Origin of the sequence: Acetatifactor muris, from assembly GCF_024623325.1 — a bacterium.
Taxonomy (GTDB): Bacteria; Bacillota; Clostridia; order Lachnospirales; family Lachnospiraceae; genus Acetatifactor; species Acetatifactor muris.
On sequence record NZ_JANJZD010000005.1, the window covers coordinates 59,390 to 78,772 of the forward strand.

The 19,383-nt window shown below is 50.9% G+C and carries 20 protein-coding genes; all 20 read right to left on the reverse strand.

The features are described 5' to 3' along the window. Window positions 1-5: 5 nt before the first annotated feature. Complete coding sequence (locus tag NSB25_RS06055; protein ID WP_103238649.1) at window positions 6-701, reverse strand: response regulator transcription factor; 696 nt, start codon at window positions 699-701, stop codon at window positions 6-8. Window positions 702-793: 92 nt separating this feature from the next. Next, window positions 794-1,651, reverse strand: a complete 858-nt coding sequence (gene pgeF, locus NSB25_RS06060; protein WP_103238648.1) for a peptidoglycan editing factor PgeF — start codon at window positions 1,649-1,651, stop codon at window positions 794-796. 11 nt (window positions 1,652-1,662) lie between these two features. Continuing rightward, on the reverse strand, window positions 1,663-2,025 hold the full coding sequence (locus NSB25_RS06065) for a YraN family protein (protein ID WP_103238647.1): 363 nt from the start codon (window positions 2,023-2,025) through the stop codon (window positions 1,663-1,665). Between the two features lie 4 nt (window positions 2,026-2,029). Further along, the gene (locus NSB25_RS06070; RefSeq protein WP_103238646.1) at window positions 2,030-2,323 is read right to left on the reverse strand and encodes an EscU/YscU/HrcU family type III secretion system export apparatus switch protein; all 294 of its coding nucleotides are present in this window, start codon (window positions 2,321-2,323) and stop codon (window positions 2,030-2,032) included. A 23-nt stretch (window positions 2,324-2,346) separates the two neighbouring features. Further along, window positions 2,347-4,182 carry a flagellar hook-length control protein FliK gene (gene fliK, locus NSB25_RS06075; RefSeq protein ID WP_103238645.1) on the reverse strand — a complete coding sequence of 612 codons (1,836 nt, stop codon included), beginning with the start codon at window positions 4,180-4,182 and terminating at the stop codon, window positions 2,347-2,349. Between the two features lie 9 nt (window positions 4,183-4,191). Continuing rightward, window positions 4,192-4,947 carry a ribonuclease HII gene (locus NSB25_RS06080; protein ID WP_103238644.1) on the reverse strand — a complete coding sequence of 252 codons (756 nt, stop codon included), beginning with the start codon at window positions 4,945-4,947 and terminating at the stop codon, window positions 4,192-4,194. Window positions 4,948-4,972: 25 nt separating this feature from the next. Further along, complete coding sequence (lepB, locus tag NSB25_RS06085) at window positions 4,973-5,518, reverse strand: signal peptidase I (RefSeq protein WP_103238643.1); 546 nt, start codon at window positions 5,516-5,518, stop codon at window positions 4,973-4,975. Window positions 5,519-5,533: 15 nt separating this feature from the next. Continuing rightward, window positions 5,534-6,412: a ribosome biogenesis GTPase YlqF gene (gene ylqF / locus NSB25_RS06090; protein ID WP_103238642.1), complete on the reverse strand. Its 879-nt coding sequence runs from the start codon at window positions 6,410-6,412 to the stop codon at window positions 5,534-5,536. A gap of 1 nt (window position 6,413) precedes the next feature. After that, window positions 6,414-6,992, reverse strand: coding sequence for a signal peptidase I (gene lepB / locus NSB25_RS06095; RefSeq protein WP_103238641.1), 579 nt, complete (start codon window positions 6,990-6,992; stop codon window positions 6,414-6,416). A 119-nt stretch (window positions 6,993-7,111) separates the two neighbouring features. Continuing rightward, window positions 7,112-7,459 carry a 50S ribosomal protein L19 gene (gene rplS / locus NSB25_RS06100; RefSeq protein ID WP_103238640.1) on the reverse strand — a complete coding sequence of 116 codons (348 nt, stop codon included), beginning with the start codon at window positions 7,457-7,459 and terminating at the stop codon, window positions 7,112-7,114. Window positions 7,460-7,571: 112 nt separating this feature from the next. Beyond that, the gene (gene trmD, locus NSB25_RS29170; protein ID WP_103238639.1) at window positions 7,572-9,041 is read right to left on the reverse strand and encodes a tRNA (guanosine(37)-N1)-methyltransferase TrmD; all 1,470 of its coding nucleotides are present in this window, start codon (window positions 9,039-9,041) and stop codon (window positions 7,572-7,574) included. 92 nt (window positions 9,042-9,133) lie between these two features. Then, complete coding sequence (gene rimM / locus NSB25_RS06115) at window positions 9,134-9,712, reverse strand: ribosome maturation factor RimM (protein WP_103238638.1); 579 nt, start codon at window positions 9,710-9,712, stop codon at window positions 9,134-9,136. A 63-nt stretch (window positions 9,713-9,775) separates the two neighbouring features. Beyond that, a complete protein-coding gene (locus tag NSB25_RS06120) occupies window positions 9,776-10,003 on the reverse strand; it encodes a KH domain-containing protein (RefSeq protein ID WP_103238637.1) in 228 nt (75 codons plus the stop codon). A 24-nt stretch (window positions 10,004-10,027) separates the two neighbouring features. Further along, window positions 10,028-10,273: a 30S ribosomal protein S16 gene (gene rpsP, locus NSB25_RS06125; RefSeq protein ID WP_103238716.1), complete on the reverse strand. Its 246-nt coding sequence runs from the start codon at window positions 10,271-10,273 to the stop codon at window positions 10,028-10,030. A gap of 98 nt (window positions 10,274-10,371) precedes the next feature. Continuing rightward, window positions 10,372-11,739, reverse strand: a complete 1,368-nt coding sequence (ffh, locus tag NSB25_RS06130; RefSeq protein ID WP_103238636.1) for a signal recognition particle protein — start codon at window positions 11,737-11,739, stop codon at window positions 10,372-10,374. Between the two features lie 23 nt (window positions 11,740-11,762). Then, window positions 11,763-12,125 carry a YlxM family DNA-binding protein gene (gene ylxM / locus NSB25_RS06135; protein WP_103238635.1) on the reverse strand — a complete coding sequence of 121 codons (363 nt, stop codon included), beginning with the start codon at window positions 12,123-12,125 and terminating at the stop codon, window positions 11,763-11,765. Window positions 12,126-12,270: 145 nt separating this feature from the next. Next, window positions 12,271-13,392 (reverse strand): exo-alpha-sialidase, encoded by a 1,122-nt coding sequence (locus NSB25_RS06140; protein WP_103238634.1) that lies wholly within the window; start codon window positions 13,390-13,392, stop codon window positions 12,271-12,273. Next, window positions 13,385-16,432 (reverse strand): glycosyl hydrolase, encoded by a 3,048-nt coding sequence (locus NSB25_RS06145; RefSeq protein ID WP_146039988.1) that lies wholly within the window; start codon window positions 16,430-16,432, stop codon window positions 13,385-13,387. The genes NSB25_RS06140 and NSB25_RS06145 overlap by 8 nt, the downstream gene beginning before the upstream one ends. Window positions 16,433-16,463: 31 nt before the next feature. Further along, the gene (locus NSB25_RS06150) at window positions 16,464-17,489 is read right to left on the reverse strand and encodes a sialidase family protein (protein ID WP_103238632.1); all 1,026 of its coding nucleotides are present in this window, start codon (window positions 17,487-17,489) and stop codon (window positions 16,464-16,466) included. 162 nt (window positions 17,490-17,651) lie between these two features. After that, a complete protein-coding gene (locus NSB25_RS06155) occupies window positions 17,652-19,355 on the reverse strand; it encodes an extracellular solute-binding protein (RefSeq protein ID WP_103238631.1) in 1,704 nt (567 codons plus the stop codon). Between the last annotated feature and the right edge of the window lie 28 nt (window positions 19,356-19,383).

Genomic DNA, 19,383 nt, shown 5'->3' on the forward strand with positions numbered 1-19,383 from the left:
CTCTCCTACGTCTGTCTGTCAATCTTGTAACCCACGCCCCAGACTACCTTCAGATATCTGGGTTCCTTCGGGTTGATCTCTATCTTCTCGCGAATATGGCGGATATGTACCGCCACTGTGTTGTCCGCGCCTATGGCATCTTCGTTCCAGATGTTCTCGTAAATCTGATCTATGGAGAACACTCTGCCCTGATTCTTCATCAGCAGCAGAAGAATATTGTACTCTATGGGCGTCATTTTCACCGGCTCTCCGTCCACAGTGACCTGTTTTGTATCATCGTTAATCACAAGACCGCCGGTCTGATAGATGGCACGACTGCCCGCGTCCAGGCTACCCAGCGAAGTATACCTGCGCAGATTCGACTTCACTCTTGCGGCAAGCTCCAGCGGATTAAAGGGCTTGGTAATATAGTCATCCGCACCTATATTCAGGCCCAGAATTTTATCCGTATCCTCAGACTTTGCCGACAGCATGATAATGGGAATGCTGCTGTATTCCCGGATTTTCAGAGTGGCCCGGATTCCGTCCAGCCTGGGCATCATAATATCCATAATCAACAGCTGAATATCTTCTTTTTTTAAAATTTCAATGGCCTGCTCCCCGTCATATGCCTTAAAAATCTGATATCCGTCCTGGCTCAGGTAAATCTCAATCGCATCCACAATTTCTCTGTCATCGTCACACACAAGTATATTTGCCATTTTACACCTCTTTTTCCCGGAATTCCATTCCGTCAGATTCTATTGAAACAGAATTTCTTTAAATCTTTTTCAGGAAAAATATGAAACTTTTCTTAATTTTTCAGCATCATAAACGCGCCCAGATTTCCTCTCCGGCCTCCGCTTGCCCTGTGAGAAAAAAGATACTCCGGATTGTGACAGGTACAGATATCCGTAACGGCAATCCGGGATGCCGGAATCCCGGCCTGTCTCAGAATTCTTTTATTGGCAAGCCATAAGTCAAGCTGATATTTCCCTGCGCGCTTTCCCGGCGTCACCACGCCATCGCCAAACCCCTCAAACTGCTCTGCCACTTCTTCGCCCACCTCATAGCAGTCCCGGCAGATGGAAGGTCCCACTGCGGCATACAACTCCTCCGGCCGGCTCCCGAAATCCCGTTCCATGGCTCTCACCATACATTCCCCCATCCGGCACACAGTACCCTTCCATCCGGAATGCGCAAGGCCAATGGCCCTGTGCACAGGGTCCACAAAATACAGCGGCACACAGTCCGCATAAAACGTAACCAGCACAAGCCCCGGCTCATCTGTCAGCAGACCGTCCACATTTTCATAATCCCTGGCAGATGTGATCCCCTTTCCTCTGTCCTCCGGACCCATTCTGCGGATATTGGTGGTATGCGTCTGGTGAGAGGCTGTCATATCACCTGCACTGCAGCCCAGCACCTCCGCAATCCTGCCGTAATTCTTCATTACGTTTTCCATCCGGTCCCCTCTGTCAACGCTGAAATTCATGGAGGCAAATTCTTCTCCGCTGACACCGCCCAGCCGGGTGCTGAACAGATGCCTTACAATTCCTGTCTCCTCCAGCAGAGGAAAAGTCAGATATTCCAGCTCCGTGCCGTCTTCTGTACGGATGCAGTTCTGCCGTAATACCGGATTGCATTCCTCCACACGATGTATTTGAAACATAATGCCCCTTCTTACCTTTCTGCGTAATGATGGAAAAATGCATTCTGTACCCAATGGATTTCTTCCCCCTGGATACCTACCACATCATAGCGCACACCCACATTGGCCTTTATTTTGTGAATATATCTGTAATAATCCGCCACCCTGCAGATTCGTCTCTGCTTACGGATATCCACCGCCTCCAGCGCATATCCCTTTTCTGCAGACTGACGAAACTTTACCTCCACGAACACGAGATATCCCTGATGAATGCCGATCAGATCAATTTCTCCCTGTCTGCTGCGAAAATTTGTCTCCACAACCTTCATTCCCCTTGCCGTCAGATATTCCGCAGCTCGCTTTTCCCATCCGGTTCCCGTTTTCCTTTTGTTCAACCGTTTACCTCTTTATTTTACCCTTAATCTTATCCATGGAATCCACAAAAATCAGGATTTCCGCCACCACTTCATAGAGCTCCGGCGGAATCATATCGCCGATATCCAGTCTGGACAGCGTATCTGCCAGTTTATCATCCCGGTGAATCGGCACATCGCTCTCCTGTGCCCTCTCAATGATTCGTTCCGCAAGCGCACCCCGGCCGCTGGCGATGACTCTGGGCGCGTCATCCGAAGGATCATATTCCAATGCGATGGCCTGCTTTACTTTTTCTTCTTTTCCTTTTTTCCCATCCATGAAATCAAATCCCTTCCCTTTCCTCAGGTACGTACATCAAACGCATACTGAGAAAGCACAATTCCTTTTTCCTGTCGCAGGATAGGGTTCAGCCCCCCTTTTTCCGCAGCAGGCTCTTCGCCGGCTCTGACAGTCATGGAATAATTACAGTCATATCCCCTCTTTTTCAGCCGTGCAGTCAGAGTATCCATATGTGCCGCAATAAAATCAATCATTTCCTCGTCGCGCAGGTAAAATCTCGTGCTTACCTTACTGTCCTTCATGGCCACGTGTACATCAACCGGTCCCAGATGTTCCATATCCAGATGCAGCAGCGCGCTGACCGTTCCGTCGCCGGAGGTAAGCTTCTTTTTATTGGTGTAGACGTATAGTTCTCCGTGAGCTTCCCCCTGCTGCAGACGCAGCGGCAGCTGTACATAGGCATAAATCTGGTTGACCTGCTGCAGGAAATCCACATTCTGCGACATGGTGGCAACCGCCTTGAACGCGGCGGAATTCGTCTGTCCGGCATTTTCCATCACATTGGCCAGGCTCTTAAGCTGTCTGTCCATTCTGCGATATAATTCTTCCACCTTACCGGGCTCTGTCAGCTCTTCCGGTCTGAGCATCCAGTTATTTTTCAGCTGCCCTTTCATCAATTCCCGAAACGCTCTTCCGGAGAATATTCTTTCCAGCGCCTGGGCAGATGTCTGGGAAAATCTCGCCCCATCCGCCAGCTCGGTCAGAGCGGAAAAAAACTGTCTGATATCTCCCTCTCCCCGGGCAAACTGCAGTATCTGCTCCCGTATCTGGGAAGCAGTTCCCTCCGGAAGCTGCATCCGGTCTGCAAGCTGCAGTACTTCTCTGGCCACCGTGCTTCTCAGAGCCTCGGAAATCAGATTCCCGCTTTCTTCGGCGGCAGGTTGCATCAAAGGATCTCCCTTGACCGGGTTCTCCGATCTCCCGGACGTATCTCCTGTCTCTCCGGCCACCATATTCAGGATGGTTTTCCCTGTGGCCTCCGCAACTTTCCCCAGCTGTTCCCTCACAGCCGCTTCCGTCTGCACTTCTCCGGACATTCCTGTTCTCCCCGGCTCCGCTGCACCAGGCGAACCGGTTTCCTCTGCCCACGGCAGTCCTGCGTCTCCTGCCGCGTTTCCCCCGCCAGGCACTTCACCAGTCTGCGTTCCTTCCCCGGAATTCTCCTGAAACAGCTGCAGAATTTCGCTGTACAGCTTTACAGCTCCCGAAATATCTCCCTCCGCGATCATGGAGTCAAATACCCCGGGCAGCGCTTCCTGTATAACTTCCATTCCCCCCGTCAGCTGATGTGTCAGATTCCGGTAAGAGACCATCTGATTTACATTTGCTTCATTGACAGGAAGCTGCAGTTTGTGAAGATTAATGATATCTGAGATTTCCGCCTGTGGATAGGCATTGATCTCTCTGAATATCTGCTGCAGAGAATTCTTATTCACAGGCAGCCCCACTGCCATCAACTGTTCTGTCATGCTGACTGAAGTCTGATTTAAAGGCAGTCCCGCCATATCCAGTGCCTTCATCACATTTACATCCGTGGCCACATTGGTAAACAAAGGACTCAGCGTCAGCGTACTGCCGTTATTTTTCACCTCAAAAGTCATGTTTTTCCCGATTTCAATGTTCATATTGCGGTCCACTCTGGCATTGAGTATCAGGTCCTCGGAAAGGCGAATCTGTACCTCGCTGCCGTTTCGCCCCACAATTTCCCCGCTGATGGTCTGTCCGGGCGCCAGCGAGCGGATCTGACGATTCAAATGTTCTGTCTGGGCCGGCGTCAGCTGTGGCTGTGACGGCCCTTCCGCGCGTACTTCTCCTGAAAACAACTGCGACAGTTTCATTTTCCACTCCTAAATAAAATTTTTAAGAAAGCTTCTGCGGTGTATCGGCGAAGGCCCGTATTTTCTCAGGGCCTCAATGTGGCCGGCGCTGCCGTAGCCTTTGTTCCCGGCAAAGTCATATTCCGGAAATATGCTGTCATATTCCGCCATCAGTCTGTCCCTGGTCACCTTTGCCACAATACTGGCCGCCCCGATGGAAATGCTTTTCGCATCTCCTTTGACAATCGGTACCTGCGGAATGGCTATCCCGGGAATCTTCACCGCATCATTCAGCAGAAGATCCGGCTGCGGATTCAGCTTTCCCACCGCCTCCCGCATAGCCTCATATGTTGCCTGAAGAATGTTGATTTCATCGATTCTCTCCGGCGAGGCGAAGCCTACCGCATATGCCACGGCCTGTTTTGTTATCTCCGTATAAAGCTCCTCTCTCTTTTTTTCGGAGAGCTGCTTGGAATCATTTATATATAAAATACGGCAATCCTTCGGAAGTATCACTGCCGCTGCGGCTACCGGGCCTGCCAGCGGTCCTCTCCCCACTTCGTCGATACCGCAGATAAACGAATATTCTCTGTATTGCTCCTCATATATTCTGAGCTTCTCTATTCTGCGCTTCTCCTTCTCCAGAGCTTCCAGCCGCTTTGCGGCCTGAGCCGCCAGCTTCCGCACCCCGGCTCTCTCATCGGCAGAACAGGCAGCTATAAATTCAGGCAGCTTCTCTGCGGACGCTGCCTGAAGAATTTCCTTTATCTCATTGATACTTTTCATCTCTTCTCTCCGTACTCTCTCCCCTTCACTGATGCTTGAGCACACCTATGTCAGCTAAAGGCCAGATTCTCACCCATGCCCTGCCGATGATGTCCTCCCGCCGGACATTGCCCACCATGGGATGCCTGCTGTCTCTGCTGTTATTGCGGTTATCACCCATGACAAAATATTCATCCTCTCCCAGGACAATCGGGGAAGCGGCAGTTCCGATGTTATCCGGGGCAATAATCTCACTTCCATAATTCTCCTCCAGAATCTCACCGTCAATATAGATATTCCCCTGACCGTCAATCTGAACCGTCTCTCCCGGCAGACCGATAATTCTCTTGATGTAATATGTATTCTTCTGATATTTAAACGGAAATACAATAATGTCAAATCTCTGTGGCTCCCTGAAACGATAAGTGATTTTATCCACAATCAGGTTATCCCCGTCTGTGAGCATGGGTTCCATGGAGGAACCGTCCACTTCCGTGCGCTGCCCCACAAATGTGATTACCAGCCAGGTCAGACACAATACACCCAGCAGATAAGACAGGGTACTTATCATTTCTTTCATCACTTTGTTCATTGTCATACCCTCCTGTCAGCCTTCGCTCTCAGACGCCCGCTTCCCCGTCTGCTGCGCAGGCCTCTCCAGTGATATTCTGCCCAGGCGTCCCGCTCTGAAATCATCCGTCAGCATGCCGGCAGCCTTTTTCAGATCAAGAGCTTCCCCCTTCAGAAAACACCCTCTGCTGCGGGCAATTTCAGTCAGCATATCCGCCGCATTTTCTCTCCATTCAATTCCGTAACGGGCAGTCACTGCATCAGGGCAGACAGCTCTGAGACAGTTCAGCAAATCACAGGCCAGCTCTTCCATAATGATGATCTCATCATTGATGGAACCGATAAAAGCAAGGCGCATACCCACCTGACTGTCTTCAAATTTCGGCCACAGAATCCCCGGCGTATCAAGCAGCTCCAGTGTCTTATTCAGTCGAATCCATTGCTTGCCTTTTGTAACGCCCGGTTTGTTGCCGGTCTTCGTGCAGGCCTTCCCGGCAAAGGCGTTGATAAATGTCGATTTCCCCACGTTGGGAATCCCCACCACCATGGCTCTCACAGGCCGATTTACAATTCCCCGTCTTCTGTCCCGGGCAATTTTCTCCGCACAGGCCAGCTGCACCACGTGGTTGATTCCCTTTACGCCGGCTCCCGTTCTGGAATTCACCTCCAGCACATGGCATCCACCGGCTTCAAAATAGTTCATCCACTGCCTGTTAACAGATACCTCCGCCAGATCCGCTTTGTTTAAAAGCACAATTCTGGACTTTCCCTTTCCCAGCTCGTCAATGTCCGGATTCCGACTGGCCAGCGGTGCTCTCGCATCCACCAGCTCTATAATCAGATCAATTAATTTGATATTTTCCTGCATCATACGCTTTGCTTTCGTCATATGACCAGGATACCACTGATAGTTCATTTTATTTTACAAATCCCATACCCACCTCTTCACAGGGGGCGCGGAACCATACCTTTCCTATAATCTCCGTCTCCTTTACCGGCCCTATATTGGCAGAGCGGCTGTCCTCGCTGTTCCCGGGATTGTCTCCGATGCAGAAAAACTCGCCGTTTTCAAGAAGCAGTTCGTTGACGGCGATTCCCGCGTCCGCCAGCTTCTCCGTTACCCACCGGCTTTCCTCTCCGTTCACATACAGAATCCCCTCCCGGATTACTACACTGTCCCCGGGCACGGCCACCACACGCTTCACATAATAGTGCGCGTTCTCATTCCCGTTGGGAAGAAATACAACCACATCCCCTCTTTTGGGGGATGAAATCAGATAGAGAAAGGAATTGATAAATATCTTCTGGCCGTTATACAGCACCGGTTCCATGGATACGCCTACCACATTGGTAGTCATGCCCAGGAAAACATTCAGAACAACCGCTATAAAAACCGCTGTCAGAATGCCGAAAACCCAGCTGAATCCCTCCCGCACATGGGCGGAACTTATTTTCTTTTTCCGCTTGTAAAAGCTTAAGCCCCTTTTTTTCGCCATATACTATACCATAATACCACTTTAAAGCGAAAAGGGCAACTACACAAGTAATCGCCCTCTTATCGTCTCTGTGTCAATATTACTGTTCACTCCGTTCACAGCAACATGTCCCTCATTCCTTACCGGATTGCCTCTTTCACCTTCGCTCTCTTACCTACACGCCCTCTCAGATAGTTCAGCTTGGCACGTCTTACCTTACCTCTTCTGATTACTTCTATCTTCTCAACATTGGGAGAATGCACAGGCCAGGTCTTCTCGACACCGATGCCGTTGGAAGATTTCCTGACAGTGAAGGTCTCGCGGGCACCGCCGCCCTGTCTCTTCAGTACAATCCCTTCAAATACCTGGATTCTCTCACGATTTCCTTCCTTGATTCTGCCGTATACCTTTACGGTATCGCCCACGTTGAACTCATCAACTTCCTTCTTTAACTGTTCCGCTTCGATTTCTCTGATAATTTCACTCATAATGAGCCTCCTTCATAAAATGGATGTTCTTAATACGCCTGAGCCCCGGACGTTCTTCTCTCTCCGATTCTCCTGTAACAGAGGACCATCTCGTTTTCACAACATTAAAATTTTAGCATAGGGCCATGCTATTTGCAAGTACTTTTTTCAGCCACAGGAAACTTTTTCCTGCTTTGTAAAATCCCAGCTTCTCCTGCAGCCTGTACATTGCGGCGTCTCTCTCGTCCACATACAGATACGGAGTCCGTCCTCTGTCCAGCATCCGATTTACCATGTATGCCTCCAGCGACTGTCCGATTCCGCTTCTGCGCCGGGCTTCCTCCACATAAAGCATCCCCAGGCTGCCGCCTCTGTGCACCCCCGCAAAACCTATGAGGCGCTCTCCCGCAAATGCCCCGTACAGCGCGCCGGATCGAATCCGTTCCCTGATATAGCCTTCTCCGCCGCCTTCCCTCTCAGGATAATGAAGGCATACATAAGCGATATCCTTTTCGGTGAGTCTGCGGATTTCCCTGTACCGCACCGAAAGCGTCTCCCGCGGAGTATAAAGCATCTGCACGCATGGGGATATCTCATGGAACTTCCCTTTTATATCCCCCGGGAATGTCCGCCCGGAATCCGGGAATTCCCTTCTTTCCAGAATCTCCTTCATAAAAGGCTGGGATGTCACTATCCACCGGGCATCCGCCGGGATTTTTTCCGCCAGCGCTTTACCGGCCGTCCCGTCCGCAGCCATCATCATGCAGATTCTGCTTTCCCCGTCATATACCAGAATATCCCATTCCCCGGAAGTACCCACATCTGCCGCATACAGAATTTCTCCCCGGCCTGCGGCCAGCGATTCCATCATATGGATATTGTTTCTCTTTTCCGAGGAAAGCCTTTTGATCATTTCCTGCTTCCTGCGATATTTCTCATATAAATCAGGGCGCCTTTCGGCGGTGCGGCTCACGGACTGTTCCAGACGCCACGCTGCTGTCTTACGGTGATCTCCGGATAAAAGCACCTCCGGTACTTTCTGTCCATGCCATATTTCCGGCCGTGAATATTGTGGATACTCCAGCAGGTCACAGTGAAAGCTTTCCTCCTCCGCGGAAGAGTCATTGCCCAGCACACCCGGCAGCAGCCTGGCGATTGCATCGATCATCACCATGGCCGGAAGCTCTCCTCCGGTCAGCACATAATCTCCAATGGAAATGGAATCCGTGACGATTTCCTCCAGGACCCGCTCATCTATGCCCTCATAATGGCCGCACAGAAAAAGCAGTTCCTCTTCTTCCGAAAGCTCCCGCGCTTTCCTCTGGGTAAAGGGTTCTCCCTGAGGTGTCACATAAATGGTTCTGACTTTTCTTCCGGCTGTCACCGCTTCAAAGGCGTCATAGACAGGCTGTGCCTGCATCAGCATTCCCGCCCCGCCCCCGTAAGGGTAGTCATCCACCTTTCCGTGCCTCTCCTGTGTATAATCCCTGATGTTCACCACATTCAGAGTAAAAAGCTGCCTGGCCGCCGCTTTGCCGAGAATCCCCTGGCCCAGTCCCTGCTCAATCATCTCCGGAAATAAAGTCAACACATGAAATCTCACTTTTTCTCCTGTTCTCCGCCTCCGCATTCCCGCATGTCCGGGCTGTATGTTTCCCCCCGGCAGTTGGAACCGCTCACGGAACTGTTACATCTCTACAGCAGTCCCTCCAGAATATGAATTCTGATATATCCGGCCTCCACATTCACTTCAAGAACACACTGTCTGATCGCGGGCAGCAGTAATTCTCTTCCGTCATTCATCCCAATGACATACACGTCATTGGCCCCTGTCTCCAGCACTTCTCTCAGGACACCAATCTCCGTTCCATCTTCATCCCTCACAGTAAGCCCCATGAGGTCAGCCACAAAGTATTCGTCCCGTTTCAAGCGCACCGCATTGCTTCTGGGCACCAGAAGCGGACAGCTGCGGTACTTTTCCACATCCTCGATCCGGTCCATACCTCTGAATTTCAGGATGGCAAACTGTTTGAAAAATTTGACACTTTCTATCTCAAGCAGAATTCTGCCGCTCTCTTCCTTATCGGATTTCCGCAGGTCGGCTGCCGGAATACAAGCCTCCCTTTTGTTCACTGTTCTTGTCTTATGAGGATCAAGAATCACTTCTTTCAGCCCTCTGAACCGTTTTACATCATCTGTTGTGGGGTATACCTTTACCTCACCCCGCAGACCATGAGTAGAAGCGATAATGCCGATCTGAAAATATTCTTCCATCGTTTTCCTCTCACTGCTGGCTGATAAAAGGAAGGAGGAACCACAGGTTCCTCCCAGCCATCACTACATAATCTCCACATCCACGTTCTTCTTGTCCCTGGATGCCGCCGCTTTTGCCACAGAACGAATTGCTTTCGCAATTCTGCCCTGTTTGCCGATAACCTTACCCATATCGGAAGGCGCCACATGAAGCTCGATCAGCGTGCTTCTGCCCTCCTCTTTTTCCGTCACAACGACTTCATCCGGGTTGTCAACCAGCGCTTTTGCGATAACTTCCACCAATTCCTTCATAAGCCACCTCCAAGAATGAAATTTTTATTTCTCGATTCCGGCAGCCTTGAAAAGCTTACCAACCACTTCCGTGGGCTGTGCGCCGTTAGCCAGCCACTTTTTAGCCAGCTCCTCGTTGATTTTAAACGTGCTGGGATCAGTGCTGGGATCATAAGTACCAATCTCCTCGATAAATTTTCCGTCTCTGGGAGAACGGGAGTCAGCCACGATAATTCTGTAAAAAGGAGCTTTCTTCTGTCCCATTCTTCTCAATCTGATCTTTACTGCCATTTCTTTACCTCTTTCTGCCGTCTTACGGCCTTTCGCGTGTTTTAATTTGTTTATGAAAAGGAGCCATGGCTCCATGTTCACCCTGATATACAGCAGGTCTAAAAGGGAAATCTGCCGCCTCCCATTCCCGGAAATCCTCCCAGCATTCCCCTGCCTTTTTTGCCTCCGCCGAACTGTTTCATCATCTTCTGGCTCTGTTCAAACTGTTTGATAAAGCGATTGACCACTGCGATATCCACTCCGGCTCCCTTTGCGATGCGGTGCTTTCTCCGGGGATTTAAAAGCTTCGGATTCCTCCGCTCCTCCTTAGTCATGGAAAGAACAATGGCTTCCATATGCTTCAGCTGCTTTTCATCAATCATGGAGTCCAAATCGGCCCCTTTGATGCCCAGTCCGGGCAGCATACTCAGAATACTGGACAAGCCGCCCATGTTCCGCATCTGCTTCATGCTTTCCAGGTAGTCCTCGAAATCGAACTTCCCCTTCTTCATACGGCCCGCCATCTCCCGGCCCTTCTCCTCGTCCAGGTCGATACTCTCCTGAGCCTTTTCAATCAGGGAAAGCACATCTCCCATTCCCAGGATCCGGTTCGCCATGCGGTCAGGATAGAACTGTTCCATGTCGGACAGCTTCTCTCCCATACTCACGTACAGAATCGGCCTGCCTGTGACCGCCTTTACGGAAAGCGCGGCACCACCTCTGGTATCACCGTCCATCTTGGACAGAATGACGCCGTCAATTCCCACCTTTTCATCGAATTCCTTCGCCACATTCACGGCGTCCTGACCGGTCATGGCATCCACCACCAGCAGTGTCTGGTGTACGGACACTTCTGCTTTGATCTCCTGAAGCTCGGCCATCATGTCTTCGTCGATATGAAGTCGTCCGGCAGTATCCAGAATCACTACATTGTGACCGTTCTTCTCCGCGTATTTCACCGCTTCCGCGGCTATCTCCGGCGGCCTGTGATCTGTTCCCATGGAGAACACATCCACCTCCTGCTTCCGGCCGTTTATCTGCAGCTGCTCGATAGCGGCCGGCCTGTAGATATCGCAGGCCACAAGCAGGGATTTCTTCCCTTTGGTCTTCAGCTTTCCGGCAATTTTCGCCGTGGCCGTGGTCTTACCGGCACCCTGCAGACCCGCCATCATGATTACGGTGATGGATTTGCCGGGCTGCATGACAATCTCGGTGGTCTCACTGCCCATAAGGGCAATCATCTCTTCGTTGACAATCTTGATCACCATCTGGCCCGGATTCAGACCATTCATCACGTCCTGGCCTATGGCCCGTTCTTCCACAGATTTGACGAACTGCTTCACCACGCGGAAGTTGACGTCCGCCTCCAGAAGCGCCATCTTCACTTCTTTTAAGGCAGTCTTGACATCCTCCTCCGTCAGACGTCCCTTGCTTCTGAGATTTTTGAATACATTCTGCAGTTTTTCCGTTAAATTCTCAAATGCCACCTGCGACTCCTTCTCAATAATGATTAAAATTCTTTCAGCAGTTCCAGAGCCAGCCTCCTGACAGCCTGCAGCTGCTCTTTCATACGGTCATATCCGCCACCGCCCGGGCTCTCCGCTTCTCCTGTGAGCTGTTCTATCTCCGCCACCGTCTTCTTCGCCCGATCAAATCGTTCCACCAGATGCAGCTTATTCTCATACTCCTGGAGAATTCTGTCACAGCGCCTGATCAGATCATGTACACCCTGTCTGCTGATTCCCCGCTCCTGCGCAATCTCTCCCAGAGACATATCCCGATACAGCGCGTCTTCGTAAACGCTTCTCTGATGCTCTGTCAGTAATTCTCCATAGAAATCATACAACATTGTCTGTTCATATATTTTATCCATCACTTTATCAACCGCCGCTGTCTCAGCACAACCATTCAGACAGATTTCTGAACCGCTTTAGTTTACTACAGAAAGGAAAGGGTGTCAAGTGTTTTTTCTTGACACCCTTAATATTCTGTTTTATGACTGAAATATCCGTTCTCCTCTACAAAGTCTCACAGGGAAACCGCATGGCTACAATGGTCTCCTTACAAATCGAAAATACAATATGCATATATCCTTCTCTGACCAGAACGGAGGGATATCCGTAAATCCCGTTTTTATCCAGACCTGTATATCTTCCTTTATATTGTCTGTCATCCAGAATAAAATGCTGATTGTAATCTGTTCCATTCCCGGACAGAGACAGCGCCAGCACATGTCTGGTGCGGGGCGGAAACGGATCCGGGGTTCCCACATAATAGTACTTTCCTCCGGGAAGCCGGCCAAATGCAAATTTCGTCCGGTTATCCGTAAAACGGGTAGGCTCCGGCAAAGTCCAGGTTTCTCCGTCATCTGTGCTTGTGCTCGCCCACAGATAGGGTGTGCCGCTGCGCATCAGCATCCGGATGGTACCGTCCTCCTGCTGAATACAGGAAGCCTCACACAGGTACACTGTATGGTCGTTCACAATGCCGGCCGCAGTGGTCCCCTCTCCGTCCTCCGCATTCTGATTGCCCGGATACCCCTCTTCACAGCAGCGCACAGTTCTCCAGCCATCGATGCCGGCAGGATCATCTGTAATGCCGTGTTCTGTTCCCCCCGGACACAGAAGCCTTCCTGACTGCAGTCTGTAAGGGGTATGGTTCCCGCCGGCATTTCCGCTCTCCGCCGGTTCGGACCAATGCCTTCCATCCGCGGAAGTAATCTGATATTTTCTCCAGTTCATTCTTCCCTTACTTCCAGGCTTCCTGTTGCCGTCTGCCAGCCAGTCTTCCGTATATTCAAAGGAAAGATAATAGGCAACCAGAGTATTGCCGTCTGTATGCCAGCACCCGGGAATCAACACCGCATCCGCATAGGTTCCCGGCATGGAATCCACCAGTACTTCCGGCTGACTCCAGCTTTCATAGTCCTCCGAAACGGTATACATGACCCGCTGTCCCGTGTCGTCTTCATTGCAGCGCCCGCTGCTGAACATGACATAATAAAGGCCTTTAAACCAGATAATCTGTGCGTGATGCGCATAATTCCATTTCTCGTCAGGTTCCCACAATACAAACTGCTCCGTACAGAGTTTGGGACGTTTCTGTCCTTCTCTGTAATGATTGGTAATATACTTATTCATCTGCTCTCTCCTTAATCTCAAGCATCCGTATTTCCCCCATGATTCCCCAGGGTGTCAGCAGATACGCTTCGCAGTACGCCTCCGGAGGAGGACAGAAACTGGCATCATGGGTATTGTACGGCTTTTCTTTCAGATGAAAAGGCCCCATCATGTTCCTCGGGCTTCCCACCACTTCAATTTCAATGATATTCTTCCCGGTCTTCAGCCATTTCCCCACCGACAATTCGCTTTCCCCATTCCAGCACAGCGGACATGGCTTTTCATTTATCCTGATTTCCACACAGACAGCCTTTATCTTTGGTAAAACCAGAAGAATTTCCGCTTCCCTCCCGGTACAGTCATATTCCAACATATAATGTACACTGCCGCAGTAATGTATCAATCCCTGCCTGGTCCAGTCTCCGATACACAGCTTTTGAGGCAGGGCAGTCAGCTTCCTGTCCCCAGATACGCCGAAATGGCCCGCCAGATAAATGTTCTCCAGCTCCATATCATTTCTGTAATCACAGGACAGCAGAATCCGGTTTCTCCCCCTTTGGATTCCGGACAGCGGCATCGTCTCAAATTCCCTGTCAAGAAGCCATGCACAGGTATCCGGGGTGCGGTTTCCTGCCGGTTTTCCGTTTAACACAATCTGGAAATCAGCCAGTCTCTCCACTGCCAGAACTGCATTTTCAGGCACTTCCTCCGCTTCAAATTCAAAGGTAAGTTCCAGAAAATGTCCGTCTCCCGGATGATTTCTGCCAATCCATTTGTATCTTTGCTCGAGACCGTTATAATGGATCCGGCGCATTCCCAGTCGTTCCCGGATTTGCTGCTGAGCCTGCCATACCTCCATTTTTTCTGACCAGTTTTCTCCGTCTAGCCGATAACAACAGAAGTCAAGCGTCAGAATATTGGGCCTGTCCAGACGGTAAGGCAGCTCTTTCGGGAAAACAGTTTCCCTCACCTGACAGGGTTTCAGCAGATAAGCTGCGGATCCCGTCCTGTCCAGATGTACAGACAGAGTTACGCCGCTGCTCCCATTATGGTAAATTGGTGTTTCACATACCTCTCCGCTGCCCAGATCAACTTCTTCCGGAACGGCACAGAAGGGCAGAGCGACTTTTGCATCCACAGCCCTGTCTCTGTTGTTATTCACCAGGAAGAGCACATACCCATCCCCGGATTTCCGCAGCTGGTACAGCACATCCGCGCATTCTGCCCCTTCCCCGTTTTCAATATGGATGGTACGATATTTTTCCAGCTTCTCTGCCAGCTCTTCCTCTGTCTTCACAGTGATAAAATGTGGATTCTCCAGAGTCACACAGGGTTCCATTGCATACACATACCCGCCCTGTTCCATATAGTCCATAAGCTTTTCCACGGTTTCAGGCAGCAGGACTTCCATCCCGGAGGGCAATACCACTGCTCCATAAGACGCCTCTCCCACCCGGAACCTGCCGTTATGGGCAGCTCCGAATTCTCCGATCAGCATCTCATCACCCAGATCACAGTCCAGATGCTTCCGCACCAGAAATGCAATCAGCCCGTTGAAGCACTCCCCGTATTGGTTCAACCCGGGAACATCCCGCTCCTGTCTTCTGAGGGGATTCCCGTAGGGACTGCAGCCCAGCTTTCCCCACACAGTGGACACAGGATGAAGCAGCAGAATCTCCCGCAGAGCTTCTCCCTGCTCCAGAAGAACGGAAAGCCTTGCAAAATAGTCCTCTGTGTGTCGGTTCTTGTTCCACCAGTTCGTATTGTAGTTAAAAGAAGGCGGGTAGTCCCGCTTCCGACATCCCCTCAGGCTGTAGAGAGCAAGGTGCTGACAACGGCGATTCACTCCCAGCACATACTGCCAGTCTCCTATCCATTTCTGGCCTTCGAAGGTGAACTCCCATCCGGTACAGCCATAGGTCTCCGTCAGCACCTGCTTCTTCCCCAGCTGCCTGGCCACGCTTGTGCATTGCTTTACCGTCAGGTATTCTTCTGTCTGCTCACAGAGCAAATCAATTCCGGGCACATGCTGATAACGATAATGGGGCATGACAGCACCGTTTACTCTGACGGCAAGTCCCATTTTGTCCTCCTGCAGAAAATGTCCCGTAAAAAGGAGATTATTTTTCTCACACCATTCTCCGATGGTTCTGAAATAAGACTCACTGTATCTTTTTGTTATACTGCCCCAGTAATCTCTTCTGACCTGTTCGGATTTTTCCCCGTTAAAGTACAGCCAGGGCAATACATCAAGGAAATCATACCCTGTAATGGTTCTGAAATATGCCCCATAACCATAAGTCCACGGAATCCAGCTGCGTTTCTCTCCGAAAAAGGCATGTCTGTCATGAAGGCTCGGTTCATCGGTAAAGATTCCGGGAACAGTCTTCCCAAATTCTTCCCCTATCACTGCCCTGTATTTCTCATGTGTCTCCTCCAGAAACCTTTTCACACAATCCGGATTCAGATTGTCAGGAGGAGCCTCATGATTGAACCATTCACTTGGCGCCGATACCTCCAGCCTGACCGCCAGCAGTACCTCGTGACCGGTAAACGCTTCTTTCTCCTGCATGGAAATCCTTCTGCAGGAAAAGATTTCATCTCCGTTTACCCGGGCGGCATAAGCTGCCAGAACACCGTTTCGGTCGTCTGAAAAGCTGCTCCGCCCCCGGATCTCTTCTTCGTACAGACGGGAATATTCGGATGTGCCCAGCACTTCAAGTGTCAGTCCCTTACAGCGATACGCATCTCCCCCGGCAGGAACCCTTCCTCCTGCCGTCCCGGAAGGCCAGCGGTCTTCGTCATACAGCCAGGCGTACATCCCCAGCTTTTTGGCCTCCGCCACCACGGCCTTCACACATTCCATCCATTCCGTACCCAGGTATTCCGTCTCCAGCCCATCTCTGGAATGAATGAAAAATCCCCCTACACCTGCTTCCTGCATCAGACGTACCTGCCTGACAAGTTCTTCCGGATCCAATTTCCCGTTCCATGCCCAGAACGGAAGCGAGCGGTAATATGCATCCGGATTTCTCAGTTTCTCTCTCAGTTCTTTCCGCATGTCTGTCACCCCAATATCCTTCAGATCCTCTTTATTCTATCTCCAGCTGGCAGTACGCAACGGTCTGTCTGTCCCAGGTATATGTTATCATGATTTCCTGATTGGCACCGCAGATTACGGAAGGGTAGCAGAAATTCCCCTGGGCAGTCTCCAGGTCCGTCAGATGTTCAAAAGTTACTCCGTTGTCCCGTGACACTGCCACAGACAGAGGCGTTCGGGAGCCCTTGAACATTCCCGGGTAATTTTCTCTGGGATTATATACCAGTACCAGATTCCCGTTCCCCATCTTTACCAGATCAAGCCCGCTGTTATTATTGGGCAGCCCCGTGTCATAGGCTGTACACCAGGTGCGTCCCCCGTCTACAGAATCACTGCGGAAGATGCGGGAGGATGTGCTGCGCAGAAACATATGCACTTCCCCTGTGTCATCCTGCCACAGCGTTGGCTGAATCACGCCTTTCCCATACACATGGTGCTTATCATAAGGTCGATTCATGGCACGGACATCAATACCCGCACGTCTGAGGGGCACCATGGAGCTCATCTCCCAGGTGGCACAGTCATCCCGGGAAATATCCACAAAGGCATCCCAGACTTCTCCCTCCAGAGAGGCAGGTGCCAGCACTGAGCCGTCTGCCAGACGAATGGGCTTATTCTTTACAGGGCCCCTGCCCCCCTGCTCATCTCCGGGCACCAGTTCCTTCGGCTCCGAAAAGGTAACACCGTTATCCCGACTTTCCACGTACCATGTCTTCCAGGTGGGAATAATCTCTCCTGCTTTATAGAACAGCACAATGGTTCCGTCTTCTTTCCGGAAAAGGACAGGATTCCACGTGGCCACCCCTCTCACATCCGCCACGACTCTCGGCGTCTCCCATTTGTCATGTACTCTGCGCGACAGCCAGATGGCCACATCAGGAGCCTTCTCCCAGCTGCCGCCGAACCAGGCGGCAATGACAGTTCCGTCCTCCGCCTGTACCAAAGTAGAGGCATGGGCGCTGTCAAAAGCCCTCTCCTCTCCTGCAATCAGTTCTTTTATTCTGTTTTTTATTCTCATAGCTCCACCTGTTATCCTTCCTCATTCTATTCCGGTCATGAAAGTGCATATCTTTGAAATCCTGATATCGTCCTTACGCTTTCCCACATTTATGGGCAATACCCCCGGCCGGCAAAAGGAAATTCCCTGCCGCCGGGGGTACTGTATTCCAGACATATTGTTTTACTGCGCGTTGGCTCTGGCCTCCGCGGCATTGTAAATCTCTTCGATCTGACGGACACCGGCATCCTCGCATTTTTTGATGACACTGTCCCAGTTATCCACAGGCTCCGTCCCCATGATGTACTTATTGTACTCAGGCTCCAGAATGGTATTGACCTCTGCCAGAATATCCTGCACAGTCTCCGCCTCTTCCTCCGTCAGGGAAGGATTGATATGGGGCTGTACATAAGCAGAATCATTGTTGATGATTTCCCAGTACTCATCTGTGAGATCCGTCCAGCTTCCCGTTATCTTCTGAATCTCCGATCCCATCCTTGTGTTTCCAGCCCAGAAGCAGAAATCCAGCTTGGTGATACCCTGGTCAGCGAACACTGCATAATAGTCAGACGGCTCCGCTCCCTTGAACTGCATAACATAATCTTCGATGAAATGAGGTTCTCCGTCCTCTCCGTACTCGAAGGATACGCCCTCCACACCATAGTTGGTGATATCGGAGCCTTCTTTGGAATACAGCCAGTCGATCAGTTTAATGATTTCTTCCTTATTATCCGCAGAAGCATTGATCGCATAGAATCTCCCGGGCAGGTCAGCCGCATAGGCCACTGCACGTCTGTCACCAAAACTGTTCTCGGGGATGGGCAGTACCTGGAATCGGGCATCCTCATAACCTTCAATCTGATTCAGCTTTGCCGTATAGTTTGCTCCAAAACCGCTGTTGTCCAGATAGAACAGGGACTTGCCGCTGCTGAGCTTGGAATCCATCTGCTCGTCAGTGGTAGTGGCAAATTCGGGATCCAGCACACCCATCTCATAAGCCTTGTTCAGATAGCCCAACACTTCCTTGAAATTCTCGGAGGCAGGTCCGAAGATGTATTTCTTCTCGTCAAAATCATAATACATACCATCGGTTCTGCCGCCCATTCCGGATCCCAGCATATAGGCAGTGGTTGCAAGCAGCTGGGGGGTTCCTTTTCTTCCGGTCCAGGGAATGGTATCCGGGTAAATCTCATGGAGCTTTGCCAGCGCCTCCAGCAGCTCGTCAAAGGTCTGGGGAATCGGAATGTCATGTTTCTCCAGAAGGTCCATGCGGATCACAGGACCAAAGCCTGCCGCGGACTCATCTCTCGCCACCACAGGGAATGCGTAAAGCTCTCCCTCCAGCAGATATTTCTTCATATCCGGATACTGCTGCCAGAATTTGTAGAAGTTAGGCATGGTCTCCTCGTTCACATACTGCATCAGCGGCTCGAAAATGCCGGAGGTACCATATTGGACGATATCCTTGGTTCCGTTCTGCAGATAGATAACGTCCGGGAAGTTATTGGTTCCCAGCACCACACTCTGCTTCTCTTCATAGCTGGCGGCAGGCACAATCTGGAATTCCAGCTGAATGTTGGTTTTCCTGAAAATCTCCTCATGAGCGGGAGCATCCTGTCTCTTGGGCTGCTGGCTGTTGTCCGACAGCATGACGGATACCGTAATTGGCTCGTCTGCAATCCAGGAAGGGTTCTCATCGTTTTGTCCCCCGTTCTCTGCAGACGCTTCAGAATCGTTTTCAGAGGAACCTGAATTTGCCTGTGCGCCGGATGACTCCTGGGAGGAACTCTCCCCCCCATCGTTTCCGCAGCCTGCCAGAGTCGTCGCCGCCAGAACTGTCGTCATGACCATAGCGGCCAATTTCTGAGTTACTGCTTTCTTCTTCATTTAAATCCTCCTTCTCTGATTTGAAATG